The 22,656-nt window shown below is 39.8% G+C and carries 19 protein-coding genes; 12 read left to right on the forward strand and 7 right to left on the reverse strand.

What is annotated here, in order from left to right:
• The 6 genes from LV92_RS09780 to LV92_RS09805 all read left to right on the forward strand — a co-directional run bounded on the left by LV92_RS09780 (position 1) and on the right by LV92_RS09805 (position 6,301).
• On the forward strand, positions 1–1,077 hold the full coding sequence (locus LV92_RS09780) for a HesA/MoeB/ThiF family protein (RefSeq protein WP_111623450.1): 1,077 nt from the start codon (positions 1–3) through the stop codon (positions 1,075–1,077).
• 46 nt (positions 1,078–1,123) lie between these two features.
• Positions 1,124–1,990 (forward strand): polysaccharide deacetylase family protein, encoded by an 867-nt coding sequence (locus LV92_RS09785; protein ID WP_111623451.1) that lies wholly within the window; start codon positions 1,124–1,126, stop codon positions 1,988–1,990.
• A gap of 31 nt (positions 1,991–2,021) precedes the next feature.
• Complete coding sequence (locus tag LV92_RS09790) at positions 2,022–3,221, forward strand: molybdopterin molybdotransferase MoeA (RefSeq protein ID WP_111623452.1); 1,200 nt, start codon at positions 2,022–2,024, stop codon at positions 3,219–3,221.
• A gap of 2 nt (positions 3,222–3,223) precedes the next feature.
• Positions 3,224–4,234, forward strand: coding sequence for an XdhC family protein (locus LV92_RS09795; RefSeq protein WP_111623453.1), 1,011 nt, complete (start codon positions 3,224–3,226; stop codon positions 4,232–4,234).
• Positions 4,234–4,839 carry a nucleotidyltransferase family protein gene (locus LV92_RS09800; RefSeq protein ID WP_111623454.1) on the forward strand — a complete coding sequence of 202 codons (606 nt, stop codon included), beginning with the start codon at positions 4,234–4,236 and terminating at the stop codon, positions 4,837–4,839. The genes LV92_RS09795 and LV92_RS09800 overlap by 1 nt, the downstream gene beginning before the upstream one ends.
• 367 nt (positions 4,840–5,206) lie before the next feature.
• Positions 5,207–6,301 carry an amidohydrolase family protein gene (locus tag LV92_RS09805; protein WP_111623455.1) on the forward strand — a complete coding sequence of 365 codons (1,095 nt, stop codon included), beginning with the start codon at positions 5,207–5,209 and terminating at the stop codon, positions 6,299–6,301.
• Between the two features lie 19 nt (positions 6,302–6,320).
• Here LV92_RS09805 and LV92_RS21780 read toward each other — a convergent pair whose 3' ends face one another.
• A complete protein-coding gene (locus tag LV92_RS21780; protein WP_170126307.1) occupies positions 6,321–6,461 on the reverse strand; it encodes a hypothetical protein in 141 nt (46 codons plus the stop codon).
• Between the two features lie 808 nt (positions 6,462–7,269).
• Here LV92_RS21780 and LV92_RS09810 point away from each other — a divergent pair.
• Both LV92_RS09810 and LV92_RS09815 read left to right on the forward strand, forming a co-directional pair.
• Positions 7,270–7,815, forward strand: coding sequence for a hypothetical protein (locus LV92_RS09810; protein WP_111623456.1), 546 nt, complete (start codon positions 7,270–7,272; stop codon positions 7,813–7,815).
• 214 nt (positions 7,816–8,029) lie between these two features.
• Entirely contained in the window at positions 8,030–10,258 is a 2,229-nt protein-coding gene (locus LV92_RS09815; RefSeq protein WP_111623626.1) for a TonB-dependent receptor, read from the forward strand.
• A 318-nt stretch (positions 10,259–10,576) separates the two neighbouring features.
• On the opposite strand, the gene recQ is transcribed toward LV92_RS09815, so the two are convergent.
• The gene (gene recQ, locus LV92_RS09820) at positions 10,577–12,703 is read right to left on the reverse strand and encodes a DNA helicase RecQ (protein ID WP_111623457.1); all 2,127 of its coding nucleotides are present in this window, start codon (positions 12,701–12,703) and stop codon (positions 10,577–10,579) included.
• Positions 12,704–12,875: 172 nt separating this feature from the next.
• Here recQ and LV92_RS09825 point away from each other — a divergent pair, with 172 nt between their 5' ends.
• From LV92_RS09825 to LV92_RS09835, 3 genes are all read left to right on the forward strand, one after another.
• Entirely contained in the window at positions 12,876–13,955 is a 1,080-nt protein-coding gene (locus tag LV92_RS09825) for a metallophosphoesterase (protein WP_111623458.1), read from the forward strand.
• Positions 13,956–14,159: 204 nt separating this feature from the next.
• Complete coding sequence (locus LV92_RS09830; RefSeq protein ID WP_111623459.1) at positions 14,160–14,942, forward strand: hypothetical protein; 783 nt, start codon at positions 14,160–14,162, stop codon at positions 14,940–14,942.
• Positions 14,943–15,706: 764 nt separating this feature from the next.
• Positions 15,707–16,045 (forward strand): hypothetical protein, encoded by a 339-nt coding sequence (locus tag LV92_RS09835; RefSeq protein ID WP_111623460.1) that lies wholly within the window; start codon positions 15,707–15,709, stop codon positions 16,043–16,045.
• A gap of 758 nt (positions 16,046–16,803) precedes the next feature.
• On the opposite strand, the gene LV92_RS09840 is transcribed toward LV92_RS09835, so the two are convergent.
• Both LV92_RS09840 and LV92_RS09845 read right to left on the reverse strand, forming a co-directional pair.
• Positions 16,804–17,403: a DUF6642 family protein gene (locus LV92_RS09840; RefSeq protein WP_111623461.1), complete on the reverse strand. Its 600-nt coding sequence runs from the start codon at positions 17,401–17,403 to the stop codon at positions 16,804–16,806.
• A gap of 76 nt (positions 17,404–17,479) precedes the next feature.
• Positions 17,480–18,406 carry a carbohydrate-binding family 9-like protein gene (locus LV92_RS09845; RefSeq protein ID WP_111623627.1) on the reverse strand — a complete coding sequence of 309 codons (927 nt, stop codon included), beginning with the start codon at positions 18,404–18,406 and terminating at the stop codon, positions 17,480–17,482.
• A 151-nt stretch (positions 18,407–18,557) separates the two neighbouring features.
• Between LV92_RS09845 and LV92_RS09850 the strand changes: the two genes are divergently transcribed.
• Entirely contained in the window at positions 18,558–18,875 is a 318-nt protein-coding gene (locus tag LV92_RS09850) for a hypothetical protein (RefSeq protein ID WP_317046763.1), read from the forward strand.
• Positions 18,876–19,104: 229 nt separating this feature from the next.
• On the opposite strand, the gene LV92_RS22065 is transcribed toward LV92_RS09850, so the two are convergent.
• The 3 genes from LV92_RS22065 to LV92_RS09865 all read right to left on the reverse strand — a co-directional run bounded on the left by LV92_RS22065 (position 19,105) and on the right by LV92_RS09865 (position 22,418).
• Positions 19,105–19,905, reverse strand: coding sequence for a collagen-like domain-containing protein (locus tag LV92_RS22065; protein WP_111623462.1), 801 nt, complete (start codon positions 19,903–19,905; stop codon positions 19,105–19,107).
• 541 nt (positions 19,906–20,446) lie between these two features.
• On the reverse strand, positions 20,447–21,283 hold the full coding sequence (locus LV92_RS09860; protein WP_111623463.1) for a transporter substrate-binding domain-containing protein: 837 nt from the start codon (positions 21,281–21,283) through the stop codon (positions 20,447–20,449).
• A gap of 37 nt (positions 21,284–21,320) precedes the next feature.
• Positions 21,321–22,418 (reverse strand): pyridoxal phosphate-dependent aminotransferase, encoded by a 1,098-nt coding sequence (locus LV92_RS09865; RefSeq protein WP_111623464.1) that lies wholly within the window; start codon positions 22,416–22,418, stop codon positions 21,321–21,323.
• Positions 22,419–22,656 lie beyond the last annotated feature (238 nt).

Raw genomic sequence — 22,656 nt, forward strand, 5'->3', positions numbered from 1 at the left:
ATGGACTTCAATAGATATCAAAGACAGACCGTTTTAAAGGATTTTGGACCAGAAGCCCAACAAAAGCTGAAAGACTCCAGTGTCTTGGTGGTTGGTGCAGGGGGTTTGGGAATTCCTGCGCTTTTATATCTGAATGCCATGGGGGTTGGTACCATAGGCATAGTAGAACAGGATAATATTGAAATTACCAACCTTCAACGCCAGGTACTGTATACGGAAGGTGATCTTGGAAAGCCAAAAATTGAGGTGGTACTGAAACGATTAAAACAACAAAATTCAAGCACTAACTTTAAGACTTTTGATACCTTTCTTACCAGGCACAACGCCTTGGAAATCATTGCTCAATTTGATCTTGTGGTGGATGGTTCCGATAATTTCCCAACTCGATATTTGATCAACGATGCCTGTGTAATTCTAAAAAAACCATTTGTTTCCGGTGCCATTCAAGGCTTCGAGGGACAACTTAGTGTCTTTAATTATCAAGGCGGTCCTACCTATAGGTGTTTGTTTCCCAACATGCCTACTCATGAAGAAATTCCGAATTGCAACGAGAACGGGGTATTGGGGGTAATTCCGGGTATCATAGGAAATCTTCAGGCCTTGGAAGCGGTAAAAGCAATTACAGGAGTAGGAGATGTTCTTAATGGCAAACTATTGTTGTTCAATGGATTACAACAGTCTTATCAAACTATTAATTTCAATCTTCAACCTAAGAATACGGCCATAAAAAAACTTCTAAAATCTTATGGTTCAGAGGTATGTGAAATACACCAAAGCATCAGCGTACAAGAATTGGAAAAAATATTGAAAGGTCAAGAGCTTGTTCAAATAATCGATGTGAGAACGAAAGAAGAATTTATAAATTTTTCATTGCCCCAAGTGAAAGCGCTCAATATTCCCGTGAACGAATTGAAAGGCCGAATAAAGGAACTGAACTCCCAAAGTCCGATCTATCTCCTCTGCCAATCTGGAACTAGAAGTGATATGGCAGTAAGAATATTGGAAGAATTAAATCCTGAACTTGAACTTTATAATATTGTAGGGGGAGTGGATCGATTCCTTGCCCTTCACAATTAAACCCATTTTTTTGTAATTGCTATAAATATCCACAACACTAAACAATATGGCGAAGCATTACGACCTAGAGCGATTGGGATACCAGAAAGAGGATATCCTTTTAATGGTACATGCTGATGACGCTGGACTATCATGTTCCGAAAATGCGGCTACCATAGAAGCCTTGGAAACGGGCATTGTAAATTCCTATAGTATTATGGTCCCATGTCCATGGTTCTGGGATATGGCCCATTTCGCCAAACACCACCCGCAATACGACTGTGGAATCCATTTAACATTGACCTGCGAATGGAAGCAGTATAAATTTGGACCTGTGCTGCCCTATTCCGAGGTACCCAGCCTGGTGGACAATCAAGGTTTTTTCCATGCCAAAAGGGAGCAAGTTAAGAAATTGGCCAAACCCCAAGAGGTTAAAAAAGAGCTTCAAGCGCAAATTGTTAGGGCATTGGCAGCTGGAATTAAACCTACTCACTTGGACTCCCATATGTACACTCTGGGCCTCTCCAACGAACTTCTAGCCGTATACAGGGAATTGGGAAGGGAATACCAACTGCCAATTTTTTTAAGCGATCAGCTGCTGAGAGAGGTAGATAATCCTGACTCGCTACAAGAAGGGGACAACGTAGTAAATGCAGTACATATAGGCAATTTTAAGGCGATGGAAAGTACAGGTTTGGATGAATTGTATACTCAACAACTAAAAAACCTAAAAGCGGGATTCAATGTAATTTTGATCCATCCAGCTTTTGACAATATGGAAATGAAACAGGTCTGTGTGGACCATCCCAATTTTGGTTCCCAATGGCGACAAATGGATTTTGATTTTTTCACCGACCCCAATACAGCAAGCTTACTTAAGGAAAGAAACATTAAACCTATAACTTGGAGAGAAATTCAAAAGATAAGCCTTTAACAAAACTCCCATTATTTGTAACTTGTGTTCCATGACTTCCTTTAAAGACGCTTATCAAAAAGTTTTGGCCCTTTATCAGGACTTTGGCCATGAACAGGTTTCCTTGGAAACTGCTATGGGTAGAGTACTAGCAGAAGATATTGTTGCCGATAGAAATTTCCCTCCTTTTAATAGGGCCACCAAAGATGGCATTGCCCTAAATTACGATACCATTGAAAAAGGCCGGACCTCTTTTAAAATAGAAGGGGTATTGGCTGCAGGTATGCCTTCCCAACTTTTGTTGGACACTTCCAATTGTCTTGAAATAATGACCGGGGCCGTAGTTCCCGACAATGCAGACACAGTGGTAATGTACGAACATCTAATTATTGAAAACGGATCGGCAACCCTTACCAAAAACCCAAACAGGGGACAGGACATTCACTTGGACGGAAGTGATCAGAAAAAAGGGGAATTGGTTTTGGAAAAACACTGTATTTTATCAGCCGCGGAAATAGGGGTCTTGGCAGCTGTGGGCAAAGCATCCATCAAGGTACTTACACTACCCAAAGTGGCCATTGTTTCCACCGGGAACGAATTGGTGGAGGTAGAAGAAGTCCCCTTACCCCACCAAATACGCAAATCCAACATCCATACCCTATACGCGGCATTGTCAGAAGAAGGTATTGTCCCAACCAAGCTCCATCTACCAGATGAAAAAGCCAGTATTAAAAAAGCACTTGATAATACTTTAAAGGAGCATAACGCCGTCCTTTTAAGCGGTGGGGTGTCCAAAGGCAAGTTCGACTTCCTTCCACAAGTATTGGAAGAATTGGGCGTGGAAAAGATATTTCACGGGGTATACCAACGCCCGGGAAAACCGTTTTGGTTCGGAATTCAACGAGAAACAAAAACAGTGGTTTTTTCCTTTCCTGGTAACCCGGTATCCACCTTTGCAAACTATAATGTCTACTTTAAGGATTGGTTAAAACGTTCCTTGGGCCTTCCTCTACCAAAAATTGATGTAATTTTAAAGGAAGCCGTTGCCGTAAAGGGGGATTTAACATTGTTGTTAAGGGTTAAAATAATGTTTAACCGAGGTCATTTGGTAGCTTCCTTGGTAAAAGAGAATGGCTCTGGTGACCTGTGCAGCTTGGTGAATACGGATGGATTTATAGTGCTCGAACCTAAAATTGATGCTTATGAAGTAGGGGAGTTGGTCCCCTTTGTCCCTACCAGAGATTTATTGTAATTATGACACACGAACTAAAGAAAATTATAAGGGAATATCAGTCGGCCACTTCAAAGGGCCTAAAATGTGTTTTGGCCACTGTAGTGGCACTGGACGGCTCCTCCTACAGAAGACCCGGAGTAAGAATGTTGATATTGGAAGACGGACACATGATAGGCGCAGTAAGTGGTGGATGTGTTGAAAAGGAAGTAGTAAGACAGGCACAGTCTGTTTTTGCAGATGAAATATCCAAGGTAATGACCTATAACGGTCGATATCGACTAGGTTGCGAGGGTATTCTTTATATTTTATTGGAAGCCTTTAGACCGGATAAGCTATTCGTGGAAACCTTTGAACAAACCATAGCATCAAGACAGCATTTTAGAATACGATCCTTTTTTGAAAAAAAAGAAGGCCCCAATGCCGATTACGGCTCAATGGTCCTATTTGGCCAAGAGCAATTGCCACTGCTTCCAGGGTTCCATGCCCACGAAAAGCTTGAGGTATTTGAGCAAAGTATGAAACCCTGTTTTAAGCTATTTATTATTGGCGCCGAGCATGATACGGTGCAGTTATGTAGCTTTGCCGCCATGGCAGGCTGGGAAGTTACCATAGTAGCCGACCCGTCCGAAGAAAAGAATATTTTGGATTTTGAAGGTGCCCATGACTTTCTGGGAATCTTACCAGAAAGCTTTCCGTTGGCCGAAGTAGACCGACATACCGCCATTATTCTAATGAACCACAGCTATTCCAAGGACTTAAAGTATTTGTTGATATTAAAGGATTCAAAACCCATATATTTAGGACTTTTGGGTCCATATAGAAGACGGGAAAAACTTTTTAACGAACTAATGGAACTAAGCCCGGAGATCTCGTACGACTTTCTGGACGGAATCCACGGTCCGGCCGGACTCAACATTGGCGCAGAGACCCCTCAAGAAATTGCCATTTCCATAATTGCTGAAATTTTATCGGTCATTAGGAAAAAGGAACCCATGCTCTTGAAGAATAAAGAAACCGGGATTCACGATTGATGCCCAAAAAATTAAAAATAGCGATTTTGATCATGGCGGCCGGCACTTCCTCCCGCATGAAAGCCATTAAGCAATTGTTGCCCTGGGGCGACAGCACTTTTATAGGCAATGCCCTAAGAAATGCACAAAGTTCCAAGGCTGCTTACGCGTTGACCGTTTTAGGGGCCTATGCCCAAGAAATAAAAAAAGTAACTGATTTTTCCGGTACGGAATCAATCCTTAACCCGAATTGGAAAATGGGATTGGGGAATTCCATTGCCTACGGCACCAAACATCTTCTGAAGCAGGACCAAGAGTATGATGGCATTTTGGTGATGCTGACCGACCAACCCTTCATAGATGGACCATATTTAAATACGCTGATCGATAATTTTTCGAATTCCAAACAAAGCATTGTGGCTACCAAATATGACAATAGGGTAGGAGTGCCCGCCATTTTTGGAAAAATCCATTTTAAGGCCCTCCAGGAATTGAATTCGGATTATGGGGCTAGGGAAATTATCAAAGCACATCCAAACGATGTTTTAGGAATATCCGCTGACGGAAAAGCGCTGGATATTGACACCAAGGAGGAGTATGAAAGGGTGAGAAAGGGTGAACAGTGATCGGTTCGCAGTTGGCAGGTTCAAGGTCTAAAATGCGTTAGCCAAAACCAAATACGTCATTGCGATGAGCTAGGGCGAAGACGCAATCTTTTTCCTAATAAGTGGGCAGCGGCAAAGAGATAATCTCTCCATTAACAAACAGATTGCCACGCTACGTCTACCTGGTGGTAGCCTTGCTCGAAATGACGTCAATAAATGGTGATTATTACCGTTCAAGGTGGGTAAGAACTGGGATAAAGAAAAAGACAAACTCAAAACAACAGTTACTAAACTTCTGCCATAGAATTCATGTTCTGCTATTTTTTTTGCTTCAAACTTTAGGTTGTCCGGATTATAGCATAAATTTAGAATCTAATTTAATGACGAAATGACTTTAAAGAATTTAGCCCCCCTCTGTATTTTACTATTAACCTTCTCCAATGAAGCTTTTTCCCAGAACATGAGTTTCGAGGAATACAATCCGGTTTCTACCCTTAGGGTCCCTGGAAAGGAAATACATAGGGCCAAATTCCCATTTATAGATGTGCACGGCCATCAGTATCAAATGCCAACACAGGATCTGTCCCCTTTAATCGCCGATATGGATAAACTCAATTTGGCGATCATGGTCAACCTCAGTGGTGGATCGGGAGAAAGAATAAAACAATCCCTAGAAAATATAAAGAACCATTATCCCAACAGATTTGCGGTTTTTGCTAATGTGGATTTTGATGGAGTTGGTAAACCGGGCTGGTCAGAGAAGGCCGTAACACAATTGGAAGCCGATATTAAGAACGGTGCCAAAGGACTTAAGGTATACAAAAGTCTAGGGCTGCGGGATACGGATTCCTCTGGAAAACGCTTGGCCGTGGATGATGAACGTTTAAGTGCCATTTGGGAAAAATGTGGGGAATTGGGCGTGCCGGTCCTCATTCACTCGGCAGACCCGAAACCCTTCTGGGACGAGGTAAATTCGGACAACGAAAGATGGCTGGAACTAAAGACACACCCTAGGAGAAAGCGCTCGGCCACGGACCCAGCCTCTTGGGAACAGATTATTGGAGAGCAGCACAGAATGTTTAAAAAGCATCCAAAAACCAACTTTATAAATGCCCATATGGGATGGTATGCCAATGATCTGGGTACTTTGGCAAGTTTAATGGACGAAATACCCAATATGTATGTAGGTATAGGGGCCATTATTGCAGAATTGGGCCGACAACCGAAAAATGCACATAAATTTTTTGTGAAATATCAGGACCGAGTCCTATTTGGTAAGGATAGTTGGAAACCGGAAGAATTTCCAACCTATTTTAGGGTGCTGGAATCCGATGATGAATATTTTCCATACCATAAAAAATACCACGCTTTCTGGGCTATGTACGGAATGGACTTACCGGATGAGGTACTTAAAAAGTTATATTACAGGAACGCCTTAAAACTCATTCCTGGATTGGACAAGAGCTTATTTCCAAAGGAATAGCAGTACCCAAAAGATTGGACTATTTACTTTCCCCGGGGCTTTGAATCTTTTCCAATTTCCCATATTCCTGAAAAATACCACAAGAGTCGGGTTTTTTAACAAGGGATTGTTCTTTTTTTCTTTTGGCCAAAGCTTCAATCTGTGGTGATAAAAATGACATATCTAACTTTTTTTGTGATATAAAATTACCTTTTTTTAAGAACGCGATTGGAATTAAATTGTTGTTTAATTGTTAAATTTTTTGCTTGTTATCTACGGCTATAACACTTCCTTGACAATCCCAACAAGGATTTTCATATGTTTTACAATTGGCATTTAAAATCATAAAATACTAAAAATCAAATTATTAAGTAGTATTTCATAAATAATTGGTCGCACATGCAATCTAATGGCCCATATTCCTATTCCGTTAGAACTTTCTACTTTAACTATAACTCACACACCCCTAACCCCGCTCAAGAGGGGAATTGTTTGGTGCTGACATTAATGTTTCAAAAATAGTTATGTTCCTCTTCTTCAAAGAGTTAATTGTGTTTTTCCGACTGCTTTCAGACAGACATAATAGTCACTTCGACATAAGCCTTTTTCAGGCGTCCCGATAGCTATCGGGAGAGAAGTCGCACATACTAGGAAAAAGCGGCTTGTGTGCATAAATATACAGGCAGGAGCTACTAGTGTGATTTAGCTCATGATATAACTGTTTTAGGGGTATTCGTGAACCAAAGTTATAGCTACGCATAACCTTTGGTTTCTCACGCTGTTGGAAATGACTTCCTATTTTCAATATTCAACCCTTATTTAAATCTATATTCCCACTTCTCAATACTCACTTCTGGATAATTACTTTGAAGAATCAATAGAATGTTTCACTCTATTTTAGCAGTTAAATCCCTGCGATTTTATATTTTTCCGCGAAAATCAAACCCATCACATAAATTTTCCGTAGGTAGAGTATTAAAAAGGTATCCGTGACCCAGAAAAATGTAAAAGGCTTTAGGCCGTGGTTGTTTAGAAGTGTAGCTGTCATTATTGGCATCTGCTATCTAGTGGCCCCTTTGCAGCAGGAGTTAACGGAACTCATGCATCTTTTATCCCATTCACTTGATAAAGGAATAGGGCATCATTCCATTGCCTCCCACACCCATGATTATAACGACCATGACGGGCAGGATAAAGCCCAGGCTATGGCATCAACCTATTCAGTAGAATCCCATGATCATATAGCGTCAAACGAAATAGGCTTTCACAGTCACCCTCATTCACCCAATTCGGAACCTCATAAGCATGAGGTTATAGATTTTATGAGTATGGCATTCAGTGATTCAAGCCCTACCCATCAAGACAATGACAAGTTTAAGGTACAATCCGATTTGGACAAACATCTAGTGGTTACCAATTACAGAACTTACCAAGCTATCACGATATTTGAAAAATCCTATTTTTCCAATACACAGGAAAACACTTCCAGAGGAATTCAATTTTCAATAGTACCCCCTCCAAAACCCCTTTGTTAATTTTTGGAACATAATAATTTTTGAAAGGAATCCAATATCCAATTCTGGATCTATTTGGTTCGCTTTTCCATTATTATTGTCCAATCCCAGGATACTTTAAAGAAAAGGCATTCAACTTCTTCCAGTTCAAAGCCAGTGGCTTTACATGGATAGGTATGCCCAAAATATATATATCAAGGATAGCACCAAGCTATTCGGAATAAAAATTAATACTATGATTAAAAACACCTTTGGCCTATTGATTCTTTTACTCTCAGGCACCTTAAATGCGCATACCATAAGTGGAACAATAACCAACCAGGACTACACGCCTCTTAGTGGAGTAGGGGTGTACAATAAGAATACTGGCCATTATACCTACAGTAATAATTCCGGAGCCTTCAGCCTGGCAAACGTTAGCATAAATGATCGCATCTATTTTTACAGTCTTGGATTTAAGAACAAAGAACTGCTAATAACCGAAAATCAGTTGGATACAACGCTAGAAATTGTCTTGGAAGAGGCTGCGGTTTCCCTGGATCAGGTGGTACTGGTATCCAATATAAATGCCATGAGCAGTTTTGTAAACGTGGACGTTAAATCCGATCCCGTTAAATCTTCCCAAGAAATTCTTAGGAAGGTACCTGGCCTCATCATTGGGCAGCATGCCGGTGGAGGCAAGGCCGAACAAATATTCCTTAGAGGTTTTGATATAGATCACGGAACGGATGTCGCTATAAATGTGGATGGCTTACCAGTAAACATGGTATCCCATGCCCACGGCCAAGGATATGCCGATATGCATTTCATAATTCCGGAAACCATGGATAAAATAGATTTTGGAAAGGGTCCTTACTATGCCGATAAAGGTAATTTTAATACGGCCGGCTATGTAGACCTGACCACTAAAAAGAAATTGGATAAAAATGTGGTTAGCATGGAGGTAGGAAAATACAATACCTTAAGGGGCTTGGGGATGCTAAAACTATTGGAAAGCGATGATGATAATGCCTATATCGCTTCAGAATATTTAATTTCCGATGGCGTTTTTGAATCTCCCCAGAATTTTAATAGAATAAACATTATGGGGCGTTACAACCATAAGGACGATGCCGGCAACGAAGTAAATTTGACCGCCTCCCATTTTCAGAGCAAATGGGATGCTTCGGGACAAATTCCCCAACGGGCCGTTGATAATGGAAACATTGGCAGGTTTGGCGCCATAGACGATACCGAAGGGGGCAATACCAGCCGTACCAATCTATTATTGAATCATGACAAACAATTGGACCAGCATAGCCGGTTTAAATCCAAGTTCTTTATTTCCAAATATGATTTTGAGCTGTATTCCAATTTTACATTTTTCCTTGAAGACCCCATTAATGGAGATCAAATAAAGCAAAAGGAAAATAGAACCCTGATTGGGGGAGAGACCAGTTATGATAGAACAATACATTTAGAAAATAATTCACAGTTCAGATTCAATACGGGTTTAGGGTTTAGATACGACGACATTAACGAGGTAGAGCTTTCCCATACCATGAACAGAAAGACCACCTTGGAGCAACTAACGTTGGGCAACATAGATGAATTGAACGCCCATGGGTTCTTCAATATAAATTACAAAATCAATAGGTGGAACATTAATCCCGGTGTTCGTCTGGACTATTTAAAATTTGATTATGAAAATTTATTGACGACGGCCTATGACCAAAAGAGTCAAAACAAATTGGTTGTCAGTCCCAAGTTAAATGCCATTTACCAAGCGTCCAAGGACCTTCAGTTGTATGCAAAAACCGGAATAGGGTTTCATTCCAATGACACCAGGGTAGTTACAGCCAATAATGGGGAAAGAACATTGCCATTGGCCTTCGGAGCTGATATAGGAACCATATACAAACCAAAAAACCGATTGGTATTAAATATGGCCCTGTGGCATTTATTTTTGGAGCAAGAGTTTGTATATGTGGGAGATGCAGGTATTGTGGAACCCAGTGGTAAAACCAAACGTTTTGGGGTAGACCTAGGAGCGAGGTACCAGCTAACGGATTGGTTGTACGCCTATGGCGATGTTAATTACACCTATGCTAGAAGCGCGGACGACCCCAGTGGGGAGGATTATATTCCCTTGGCGCCCGACCTGACCTCCTCTGGCGGACTTACCTTTAAGGGACTTAAGAACTTCTCGGGAGGGGTTAATTATCGCTTTATCAAGGATAGACCGGCCAATGAAGATAATTCCATTATTGCCGAAGGATATTTTGTAACCGATTTCAATCTGAATTATTCCTGGAAGAATTGGAGTTTTGGCCTCATTGTAGACAATCTTTTCGATACTGAATGGAACGAGACCCAATTTGCCACTACCAGTAGATTGTTCAATGAAGCGGAGGCTGTAGAAGAAATTCATTTTACTCCTGGAACACCATTTTTAGCCAGGGGGAAGGTTACTGTTAGTTTTTAATTGAGATTGCACCCACTTTTTTAGCTCCTACCCTTTAGTCTTCTGAGGGGAAGGAGCTTTTTTGTGTCGTTCTGATTAGGGGCTTTCAATCCCAACTAGAGTTCTCGATACAAAAGGCCTACTGGCACATCACTTCGAGCCTGCCTACCGGCAGGTAGGTGATTTTGCATAACGAAGTAGAGCAAAATTGTATCGAAAAGGCCTCGAAATGACGAGCTTCAAACTGTTCACTACCAACTGATTACTGATTACTGTTTAACGTTTAGACCATGGACAAACTCTAAACTTTAAACATTGAACATTAAACCTTATAATTTCTTATAACACCCCCTCTTTTTCAATAACACTTAGCGCCAATCGGATGGTAGAATATTCAACTTTTTCTTCAAAATGCTCAAAGTAGGGTTTTAGGCCTTCCGGGTCTTGAAGTTCTTTCTTGGCCTTGGCTACTTTGACTACATCATCCTTAGATATTAGTCGGTATATGTCAATGTCCTTCCCGTCATGGTACAACTTTTCCAAATGTGCCAAAATGGTATTGGGCTTTAATCCCCTGATCTCCGCCATTTCTTCAACGGTTATTCCCGTTGTAAACAGCTCATAGGTTTCCAAAGCGGTATCCGATTTTCTGGTCTTTATTTTCTTCTTCTTGGTTTTTTCTTCTACAAAGGTTTTGATTTCATTGATGAACATCTCCCCATAAACCTCCAATTTACGCTGGCCAACTCCGTTAATCTCTTTGAAGGCTTCACTGGTCACCGGCTTTTTGGACTCCATTTCCTTAAGGGTTGCATCGTTAAAAACCAGGTAGGCAGGAATATTCTCCTCCAAGGAAATTTTAAACCGCAATTGCCGAAGTTTTTCAAACAGGGAATTTTCATTAACCGGTTTGGACTTACTGTCCTTACGGACCGCCATTAGTTCTTCTTTGGACAAGGGTTGACTCAATTGTACCTTGGTGTTATTGAACAATACCGCCTTGGCCAAATCGGTCAATCGTAAGATGTTATTTTTATGGAAGGCAATCTCACAGAGCCCTTGGTTTATAAGCTGTATGGTATAATGCTGCCAATGGTTCCAAGAAATATCCTTGCCGATACCATAGGTCTTTATTTCCTGATAATTTTTATCCAAAATGTTGGCATTTTGCGCGCCCCTCAACACATCTATTACTGTGCCCGTAGCCTCTGTCTCTTTCAGTCTAGCTATGGTAGATAAAATCTTTTGCGCTATTACCGTACCATCAAAAAACTGTGGTGGATTTTGACAAACGTCGCAATTGCCACAATCGGCCTGCAAATACTCCCCAAAATAACTCAACAAAATCTTTCTTCTACAGCTGGATGCCTCCGAAAACTGCTTCATCCGCTCCAACTTGGCCAGTTGTACCTCCTCATTGGTGGCACCAGAGGCAAATCTTTGCAACTGGATTACATCGGCATAACTATGGAACAAAAGGGCATGAGCCGCTAGTCCGTCCCTTCCGGAGCGACCTATTTCCTGATAATAGCCCTCAATATTTTTGGGCATATTGTAATGTATCACCCAGCGTACGTTGGATTTGTCTATTCCCATCCCAAAGGCAATGGTGGCGCACACAATCTGGGTCTTATCAAAAATAAAATCCTCCTGTACCTTGTTTCGACTATCAAAATCCAATCCAGCGTGGTAGGCTGCTGCCTTGATACCGTTATTGCGGATCTTTTCTACTAGGGTTTCGGTGGATTTTCGACTTAAACAATAAATAATACCCGATTCATTGGGCCTTTGTTCTATAAATTGAAGTATTTGGGACACCCGGTCATGAGCGGCCCTTACTTCCAATGAAATATTTTTTCTATCGAAGGAAGCCAAAAATTGCTTAGCCTTGGGAATCTGCAATTGCTCCAAGATATCTTGTCGGGTAGCCTTATCCGCCGTTGCCGTTAAAGCAATAATGGGCGTATGGGGCAGGGACGCCTTTAAAAATCCCAATTGTTGGTAAGAGGGCCTAAAATCGTGCCCCCAGGAGGAAATACAATGGGCCTCGTCCACAGCAACACAACTAACAAACTCTTCTTTTAAAATAGGGGATAAGCCCTGCAGGCTTTCCGGTGCCACATAAAGCAACTTTAATTCCCCTTTATGGGTGCTGTCCAATATGGCCCGCTGTTCCTCTGCGGACTGACTACTATTAAAAAAAGCTGCGGGGATACCGTTGGCAATAAGCCCATCTACCTGATCTTTCATCAAGGCAATCAATGGCGAAATTACTAGGGTAGTGCCCTTGAACAAAAGTGCAGGCAATTGGAAACAAATGGATTTACCTCCACCGGTAGGCATGATCACCAAACAATCCTCCTTATTTAAAATCGAAGTGATAATGGCCTCTTGTTGTTGTCTAAAGCGGTCAAAACCAAAATACTTTTTTAAATTGGGAACTAATTCGTTCTGGAAATCGGGCATGGGTATCGGTAAAACTTTTGTAAGGGACGAAAATAATCATAATTGGAGTCCCATAACAATTTTCACGGTCTTAAAATCCCAAGAAATAAATCAAAAATAAGAGCAATTGACTTTTTTGGTCTTGGCTTAAAAAGGTTAAATTTATCCACTACAACCTTAAAAGACTACCAAAATGAAACTTAAATACCGCCATTGCCTTTTCGTTATCTCCCTTTTTACATTTGCAACAGTATCAAGGGCACAAGAAGCCTATACTGCGCCCAAATTGTCCAATCCGGATTCTTGGTCCATTATTTTGGTTCCCGATACACAGACCTACATGAAGTTCGAAAGAAACCATGGTACCTTGGAAACCATGACGGCCTGGATCAGTGAAAATATAGATGCCCTAAATATAAAAATGGTACTGTGTACTGGCGATTTGGTAGAGCAGAACGAACTTTTGGTCCCCGACAAAATCAATGGAAATATGCCCAGTAGGAACCAATGGAGGGCCGTTTCCCATGCCTTTGAGCGTCTGGATGGGAAAGTACCTTATATCCTGGCGGCAGGTAACCACGATTTTGGCTATAAAAATGTGGAAACCCGAAGATCCAATTATAGCCAGTATTTTCCTGTACATAGAAACATATTGAATGCCAAGGCCTTACGGGCTGCCGGTAAGAACATAGACGGCCTACCTTCTGTGGAAAATGCCACCTATGAACTGATTTCTCCCCAACAAAGAAAATTTTTGTTTCTGAACTTGGAATTCGCGCCGAGGGACACTATTTTACAATGGGCCAACAATGAGATTTCCAAGGAGCTTTATAAAGATCACACTGTGGTAATGCTTACCCATTCCTATCTAAATGCCCAAAACGAGCATAAGGAAAATGAAAACTATCCCATAGAGGATGCCAACTATGGCAAGGCCATATGGGAAAAACTGGTGGCCCCATCCAAAAACATACAAATGGTCTTTTCTGGCCATATTGGATCTCCTGATAATTTTAAGGCACATACCGCATTTAAGGTGGATAGGAACGCTGCCGGAAAAAAGGTGAACCAGATTACTTTTAATGCCCAGGCCATGGGAGGTGGTTGGAATGGTAATGGAGGTGATGGTTGGCTAAGGATTATGGAATTTTTACCTGATGGAAAGACCGTGATTACCACAACATTTTCACCTTATTTCGCGATATCGCCGACTACACAAAAAATGGCCTATCAGAAGGATGATTATAACAATTTTAGCTTTCAACTGGATTAATATCCGCCTAACATGCTGCAATTCAAGTAGTTTTTTAATGAGCCAGATCCAAAAAACAAGCCTAAAAATGCCCTAAAACCAAAAAACTGGTAAGATATTTCTTAATAATACATACTGTAAGTCGAAAATTTACGTTTTTGTTAACATAATATTATATAAGGGCTTATTTTAGCCGAGTTAAATATGTTTTAAACCCCTCAAACAATGAAAACATTTAATTATTTAGTTTTGATTTTCGGATTTATTTTGATCGCTTCTTGTAGCAATGATGCTATGAACGGCTTAAATGATGAAAGTATGACTCCAGAACAAGTGAAATCCCAAATGCAGGTCAATTCCGTTTCGGACGGACTGGACGAGTTAGTTTCAGAACTACTTATCAACGACAAAGCAGGAAAAAGCAACAAGACCAATACTGAGTGTGCCACGCTTGCATTTACTGAAAATAGTATTACGGTAGCATACAATCAGTGTGTCATTCAAGGAAAGACCATAAGTGGAACTATCGTATTGACAGGAAACAATGGTAGTACAGATGGTACCAAGGGTAGTTTTGAAGTGTCTTTTACCGACTTCACCTACAACGACTATTTACTGAACGGTACCAAGACTTTTGCTTTCGATTTTTCCGATTCCAATAGTCCAACCTTTACGATAGTTACCGATGCCACTTTTGAGGATGACAATGGAGACATTGTTATCTGGAAAGGAAATAAAGTACTTAGCTGGCATTTTGACCAGATCAATGCTGAAGGAGCCGATGTTACTTGTACAGGTGATTGGGACATTACGGTAGATGGTATTACTTACGAATTTACAGTGACAGAACCATTATCCGCCAACTTGGGATGCGCCTTTATTACCTCTGGAGTTATGCAGTTGGAGGTGAACGATATGACGGCTTCCTTGGACTTCGGTACCGGCACTTGTGATCAGACAGGTACTGTTACCTATCCCAATGGAGAATCTGAAGAGATTAGCTGGTAGTTACAAAAAGTATAATCATATTTTGAACCCTCGATGAAATTCATCGGGGGTTCTTTTTTGATCAAAATGGGTAGCTTTTCCATTGATAATAGAAGGTGAGTTCGACATAAAAATAATTGCAAGACATTGATTTCGTGTAAATTAAAAAAAATGCTACTGTTCCCTCGAGCGGAGTCGAGAGGTTTTTTTGACAGTTATATCTTTAAATTGAGGTCTCTCCCGATAACCATCGGGATGCGCCTGCCTGTGCGGTAGGCAGGCTCGACCGGACAAAATTATCATAAATAACTCATTAACAATTAAATACAAGTCGAACTCACGTTAATAGAAAATTGGTTGCTAAAAGGGAATTAGGATAGCCCCGACAATTTTATTTAGACGAAATCGAAAATAGGTAGTTTATTGGTGTCATGTTTACCTATAACCCTTCGGCTCAGCTCAGGTTACAGCACGAGGATTGGGATTAGTGTTAAATTAAAGATCAGGGGCAGGAGGGGAGTGGAGGTGGAGCAACCACTTTGAATAAGGGTAGGAGACCAATGAAAAGCAAGGATTTCAGAGAAATTGACCCGTTTGTCGGAGAAATTATTCGGTTCGTCGAGGATAGGCCTGTGTTAATTTTAGTTTAAACTAATGTTAATGAGGGTTTTACTTACATGAAAATCAGAATTTTGTTGTATCTTTTATTTTCAAATCAAAAAAATCAAATTATATAAGAGTGTACCAAGAAAAAATCCGTTAACCCTAAAAACAAAGCTTACACTATGGAAACAACCCCAAAAATTAGTAGAAATTTAATTAGCAGGCCTTCCAACAGTGGATGTATTCTAAAATTGGAGCGTACCAATAATGATTTGTGCCAATTGGAAAGAAAATTGACCTCTTATGTATGTGAACCTAACACGTACACGTTGTTTATTAAATCTGAAACCCTCCGACAAACTTTAAGTAGCCTGAAAAATACGAATGCAGAATTGATCAAGGCCTTAAAGAGGGAAAAGGATTTAAAGATTGAACTCTTTGAAAAAACAATGGCTCAAATTCGTTCCTATCTAGAAATACAAAAGTCAGTTGAAGAATACAGCAATATGTTGAGGTATTAAAAGATTCCTATAATTTTCCTGTGACTGTTTAAACAACTACAATCACCTAAAGACCAAAACAGCATCAGAAAATTAGGAAGAAAAGCTCCGGATAAAAATATCCGGAGCTTTTTTTTTGGTATAGTGTTGCCTGTAGATATACAATTATTATATTTTAGAATTATTCTTGAATGATTTTAAAAGGTCTCCTTTGAACAGGGGCCGACTTAAATAATGTTTATTGCATTTGTGGCCAGCGCACCATCTCGCACAAAATTGAGGTTATAGAACAAGATAGAGTGGACTTCCATAAAAGTTCTATTTTACATAATGTAAATTATAGAACATTTAATGACGTTTTGGTAAATTGCCCAAAATGCATAATTTTCGTATAGCTCCGCTATTTTGCATAATACCAGATATGGTTTCTTTAGAACCATATCTGGTATTATGTAAAAGAAAATTTTACCCACCAGGCCAGCCGCATCAGCACACCGAAAAAAATGATCACCCACAGGGTAAGCAATTTTTATCGCGTATGTACAAGCCGTTTTACTGGAATGTAGCTTGCGGGAAAGTAAAACTTTTAGATTCTTTTTAAATATCAGTCGCTATATGGATTTAATAAAAGGTATTAATCCTCAGGGCAAGCCCTGAACCCAATAATAGGAATCGACCTAAGTGTCGAGGTATTGAACCTAGATCCCGCCGAAAAAAGCGGGATTAGTTCAACTTTCAATTTTCAGTGTGTCTTACTGACTTCTCAGAATTGAGTTTCACTAATAATACAATCTAAAATCAAGTAATTTGCAGACATTGTAATGTCTTTGATGCAATTCTTCTACAACATCCAACATATTATCATCTTCCTTAAACAAGTTAAAGAATGCTATGTCAAGAATTGAGCTGCTTATTCCATTAAATTCATTTCCATAGCCAGAAACACCTTTTGCGCCAGTGATATCTAAAAAATATTGTGCTTCCTCTTCGTCTAAATCTAGAATTTTTGCATTTGAAAAATGTAAAATTTTTCCTTTTAACCTTCCTTCAAAAATTTCGGCAAATTCCTGTAAGCTATAGTAGTAGTCATTTAAACAAATACTATTTGCCTCACCTGGTATAACCAAGTAGATTATTTCATAGTCTTTAAAATGATGATCATCCAAGATCAGTGCATTTAGGCTATCTTCTAGTCCTTCAATGGTGTCGCATGTTTTATATATACTTGCTATTCCATATTTCATGGCCAATTGTTCCAAGTTTTCTTGGGCTTCGGTAACCTTGTCCGTTTCTATTTCATCAACCCCTTCTAAACAATAAATGAAATAATCTGCATCTATAAATTGTTCTTGGGGTAATTGTTGTCTTTTCTCTAACAAGTTTCTGAATTTATGTAAAGTATATGAAATACAAAATTACTGTAACTCTTCTAGTTTTTCGGAGTTTTCATATAAATTACTTATCAGTTTCTCTTTTAAAAAGACTGACATCCTTCTGTGAAAAGTGGATGTAAGTAAAGCATTCAAGAACATGGGAATCCCAAACCCCATGTGGACTCCATACCCATCCCCCGCTGTCTTCTGCGGGGGCAGCTTCCTTATACTGATTAAACCGTGAGAAGTCCATTCGCCAGATATCCTCATCCTTGGGTGGCAAACTCCTGTTATCAGCTAAAGTCAATGCCGACATGCCAGACCACGGAATTGCCAATTCTACTGTCCAGCCACGGTCCCGATCACTATCATCATTGATTGTCCCATCAATATGAACAGCACTTCTCAATTCCGGGAAGTCCCAATTCCAATACCCTATCCGGCTTCCTCGCGGATGTGGTTGATAACCTACTCCCGAAAAGGGTTTCCTGCCTGGTTGGTCGCTACTAAATTCAGGGATGGAATCATAGACTCCGTTTTTATAGGAATCCGAATCTTCCCATATAAAGAACACCTCATAGATGGTTCCAAAAGAATTGATCTCAAATTCGTAATACGCATCTTTTCCTGCAATGAAAAGCTCTACATCATTATCATTATAAATTAAGGCATCGCGTTCCGTCAAGGTAGCCTGAACATTAGGTTCTTCTATCCAATAGGCGATATATAAATATTCATCATCCCACAATACTGCGGCCCTTGTATCATGGATGGCTTTAGAACCGGAAATCAGATCCCGAAATCTGGGTGACGTTGGTGCAGTCTGCCAGACCAAATCATCCAAACGGCCATCGATCTGTGGCGGATTACTCACCTTGTAGGCATTGTAGTGCGGTATTTCCTCCTCTATGCAGGGCGGGTATTGGATGGCATCCCCAGCAACCACCTGGGCTGAAGACCAAAAACTAAAGAAAATACATAATGCCGGTAGAAGAATGAGTTTATTCATGAATTTTTTAAACTTATAAAAGCACCTTGCTTTGTTACGATTTAAATTTAGCATAAATACGTCGCAGAACCAGTGGCTGAAACCTTTATTAAACCCAGCCTCAACCATAAACAGCATAAATCCACAACAATAGCCAATATAATAAAAATCCTTGGTCTATACTACTGCCAAAAAAATACTTGAACGCGCTTACCCGGGCTCCCGGTACCGGGAAATTGGAATCTATCCTCATCTACCCAGTGGTTATTACCGCGATTTAAAGTTAGTCAAGGAAGTCTTCGCCCCCACTATTCGATATCTCAAAGAATTGTTGGAGCTACCGACCTTTGGTCTAAGGGAAATTCGGGTGAAAACAGATATTTTGGAGGATCCAAAATACGATTACCTATTTAGTGTGGACACGCTAAACGAACTTGTCCTAAGCGGTATTCCCTTTCGGGATGCCTATAAAAATTGGGGAAGGAATTAAACGAAGGTGCTTTTTTACCAAAACGGGACATTAAGCACACCCATGAGGGTAGTTTGGGTAATTTGTGTTTAGAGGAAATACGTGCCAAGATGGAGAAGGCTATGTAATTCTATGACTTTAAAACGCTCAGTTGGCTTTAGTAACCTTAAACCAATATGAAAATTAAACAAATAAAAAGACGTTCTCCCCACGGTTGGAAAGAACGTCTTTTTTTTTCGATAAACTTTTCCTATTGTAAATCGAAATAAGAAATCACTTCTTCATAACTCATTTTCTTAAAATCCTTCTGGATGCCTTTAGCCGTAGGTGACAAGGTTGTAGCCGGAATTATTACAAACCTAACCTTGATTTCCAACGGATCTGTTAAATGGGTATATTCTAGACGATAGGAAGGCGTTACATTGATTCCTAGACTATTCAATGATAGCATAGCGGTATATGCAACTGCCATCATCTCGTCTGCATGATATACATAGGGCATTTGAACAATTTGGCCCGAACTTAATTTAAGATATACCAAAATAACATCCTGATCCAAAGCCGCTTGCGTTAACAAGGAAGTGTTGTAATTAACGTCATACATATCCCCATACCCCGCTGTCTTTGAAGAAATTGTGAAATCGCTTTCCGTTAGGGTGATCCAAGAACTGGCAACTACTGTTGCATCCAAACCATCAGCACCATCTTGACCATCGGCACCATCTTGACCATCGGCACCATCTTGACCATCAACACCATCTTGACCATCGGCACCATCTTGGCCATCGATTCCATCAACACCATCGATTCCATCTACGCCGTCCGTTCCGTTCAGACCATCTTCCCCGTCAATTCCATTTTGGCCATCGGCTCCGGTATCCCCAGTTTCTCCATTGTCTCCCTTAGGTCCCTGCTCTCCTTGAATACCCTGCTCTCCTTGAATGCCTTGAAGACCCATAGCTCCATCTACGCCATCATCTATACTACATGAGGTCAATGCTATAGACGACAACAATACACAACTCGCAATAATTTTAAAATGTTTTTTCATAAAATAGATTTGATTGGTTTGGTTTATATTTTTATCAAAATTTACTTGAAGAAAAAAACGTATCAGTCATGTTTATATTGTAAGAAAAATGCCACATTGTTGTTGTAAAAGGCTAATTCCCTGAAAACATGTATACTTAGCTTTTTATTTTTTTTTGTATAAATAGCAATCTCCTATACGCCAACTTGCGGGCAGTTAAAAAAGAGTTCATTAACGAAGTTTTATTATTTTGAAAAGGAGTCCATGAATCTAGCAAAATTGCTCGATTTATTCATTGCAGGTCTACTGTTTTTGATTGGCCCTTTCACTACCTTATCTTTGTTTTTCGGACGTAACCAAGGCTCAAGTTACATATCCCTCCAGTGCAAAAAACCTTGGCAAGTAGGCGCAAGTACGTTATAGTAATAACTAGGCTATCGCCCCAACCCGCTCAAAAAACAAAAGGTCTGCAAGACCTTCTATTTTTATGCCGTATTATTGGGTTGGCAGCTATCCAAATCAAGAAAGATAGCAAATAGCGTTTATAGCCTTGCACAAAAAATTATTCCAATTTGGCAATTTCCTGCTGTAATAGTTTTTCCACTATACTATCCTGCTTTTTTACTAAAAGCCATTCATCAATAAGCCTTTTAAAAACGGAGTCTTTTTGGATCAGATAGCCAAAGTCAAAAGAATTAAAGGGTTTATTAAGGTTAACAGCTTCTAGTTCTTTATGTATTTGTTCTTGTATTCTGGTTTCTATAGCATCCGTAACCATTACATCTGCTTGTTTGTCTATCAGTTTTTGAAAAATGGTTATGTTGTCTTCATTCAATATCAGTGTGGCCTTTGGAAAATTTTCCCTGGCGAAAGATTCATTGGTACCACCAGGATTAAAAATAACCTTAACCTCTTTTCTGTTAATGCTTTCTATACTATTGTATAAAGAAACATTTTCATCCCTAGTTATAGCAACCTTCCCGCTAGAATACACCGGAATGCTAAATAATGCTTGTTTTTCTCTAGCACGGGTAATGGTGATGCCACTCATACCAACATCAAACTTTCCCTCCATTAAATCTGTCATTAATGTAGGCCAGGTGGTTTCTATAAATTTAAGGTTTACTCCAAGGTGCTTGGCTAAATCTTTGGCCATGGCTATATCTATTCCCAAATAGTTGTTACTAGAGTCTATTTTATAGGAAAACGGCATAAAATCACCTGTAGTACCAATATTAATGGTATCCCTTCCCAGTATAGTATTTACTATTGGTGATATATTAGCTGCAGCCGAATTAGAATACTTGTTGGTACTGGAAAATTTAGGACTACAGGCCGTAAGTAAAATTAATACAAATACAAGAATTCTATTTTTAATTCGGAAGTTAATTTTTAACATGGACTAATTTTAAAAAACGTGCCTGAACACGATAATTTTATGCCTTCCAAAGTTCCGTAAGAACTTTTGTAAATTCTTTAATTTCTTCCACCGTTCCCATACTCAATCTACACCACTTCTTGCCCAAATAGTCACGGGTCCCGATCAATATTCCCTTATTTTTCATATCCATCATAAACTCCGTTGGATATTTTGAAATATCAAAAAGAATAAAACTAGTCTGCGACGGAATGTAGTCAATTTCCAATTTGCGTAAAGTCTCTACCACAATGGCTTTGGATTCTGTGTTTTTTTGTACCACAAAATCCACAAAATTTTGATCATCAAGGGCAGCCGTAGCTACAGAAAAGGCTGGAGAGGATATTGGGAGACCGGCAAAAATCATAAATTTTTCCAATTCATTGGCCCACTCTTTATGTGCAAAACCATACCCAATACGTAGTCCTGCCAAACCATATACTTTCGAGAATGTTTTAATAACCATGACCCTTGGGTTTATAACCATATCTATCATCGATTCCGGGTTATCGCAAAATTCAAGATAGGCCTCATCAATTAAGACATGGGAATATTTAGTGGCCTCAGTAATAAACTGCCTAAGCTCTTGAGAAGCTACGACCGTACCAATAGGATTATTGGGATTAACAATATATACCAAACCCGGATGCTCTTTGGTTTTGGCCAACATAGCATCTAAATCAAGCGTATGATCTTGTTTTAAGAGAATATAGTGTGTTTTTCTGCCAAACTTTTCCAACATTGAAGGCAATATATCAAAGGTAGGTGTGGCGGTGGTTACATCACCTTCCCTTTGTAGCATAAACTGGGCCACAGCTTCCAAGATACCGGAGGAGCCAGCTCCCAATAATATGTTTTCCGCTGTAAGTTGAAAACGTTTTGCCAGGGCTATTTTTAATTCAGGTATCGCCGGAAAAGCATATCTATTAATAGCTGTAGCAGAAGTTAAAAAAGACTTTTTTACTTGTTCCGAGCACCCATATGGATTTTCATTGGAAGCTAATCTAAGATAGGTATCACCAAGGTTGGTCTTGGGCATAGCTATTCCTAAGTGTGGAAGTATTACCACTCCCGTTGAACCGAGTGTTGCCTTTGATATCCAGTTTCTTCTATTCATTTCCAAACAATTTTGAAAATAAGTTACGTATTTTTTTTATATGGGGTAAAACAGTTAAATGCTTTAGTTTAATTTTTATTTATTATTGAAATATGACACCTAATTATTGCGAATAGCTATTGGATTAATTCTTGAAATTACAAGATACTTCCACGCAGATTGCCCTCCCTCCTATCCCTTCGACTCCGCTCAGGACAGGCTTTGGATCGCATAATAAGCCCGCCTGAATGACAAGGTC

The sequence above is a fragment of the Arenibacter echinorum genome (genome assembly GCF_003259375.1).
Classification (GTDB): domain Bacteria; phylum Bacteroidota; class Bacteroidia; order Flavobacteriales; family Flavobacteriaceae; genus Arenibacter; species Arenibacter echinorum.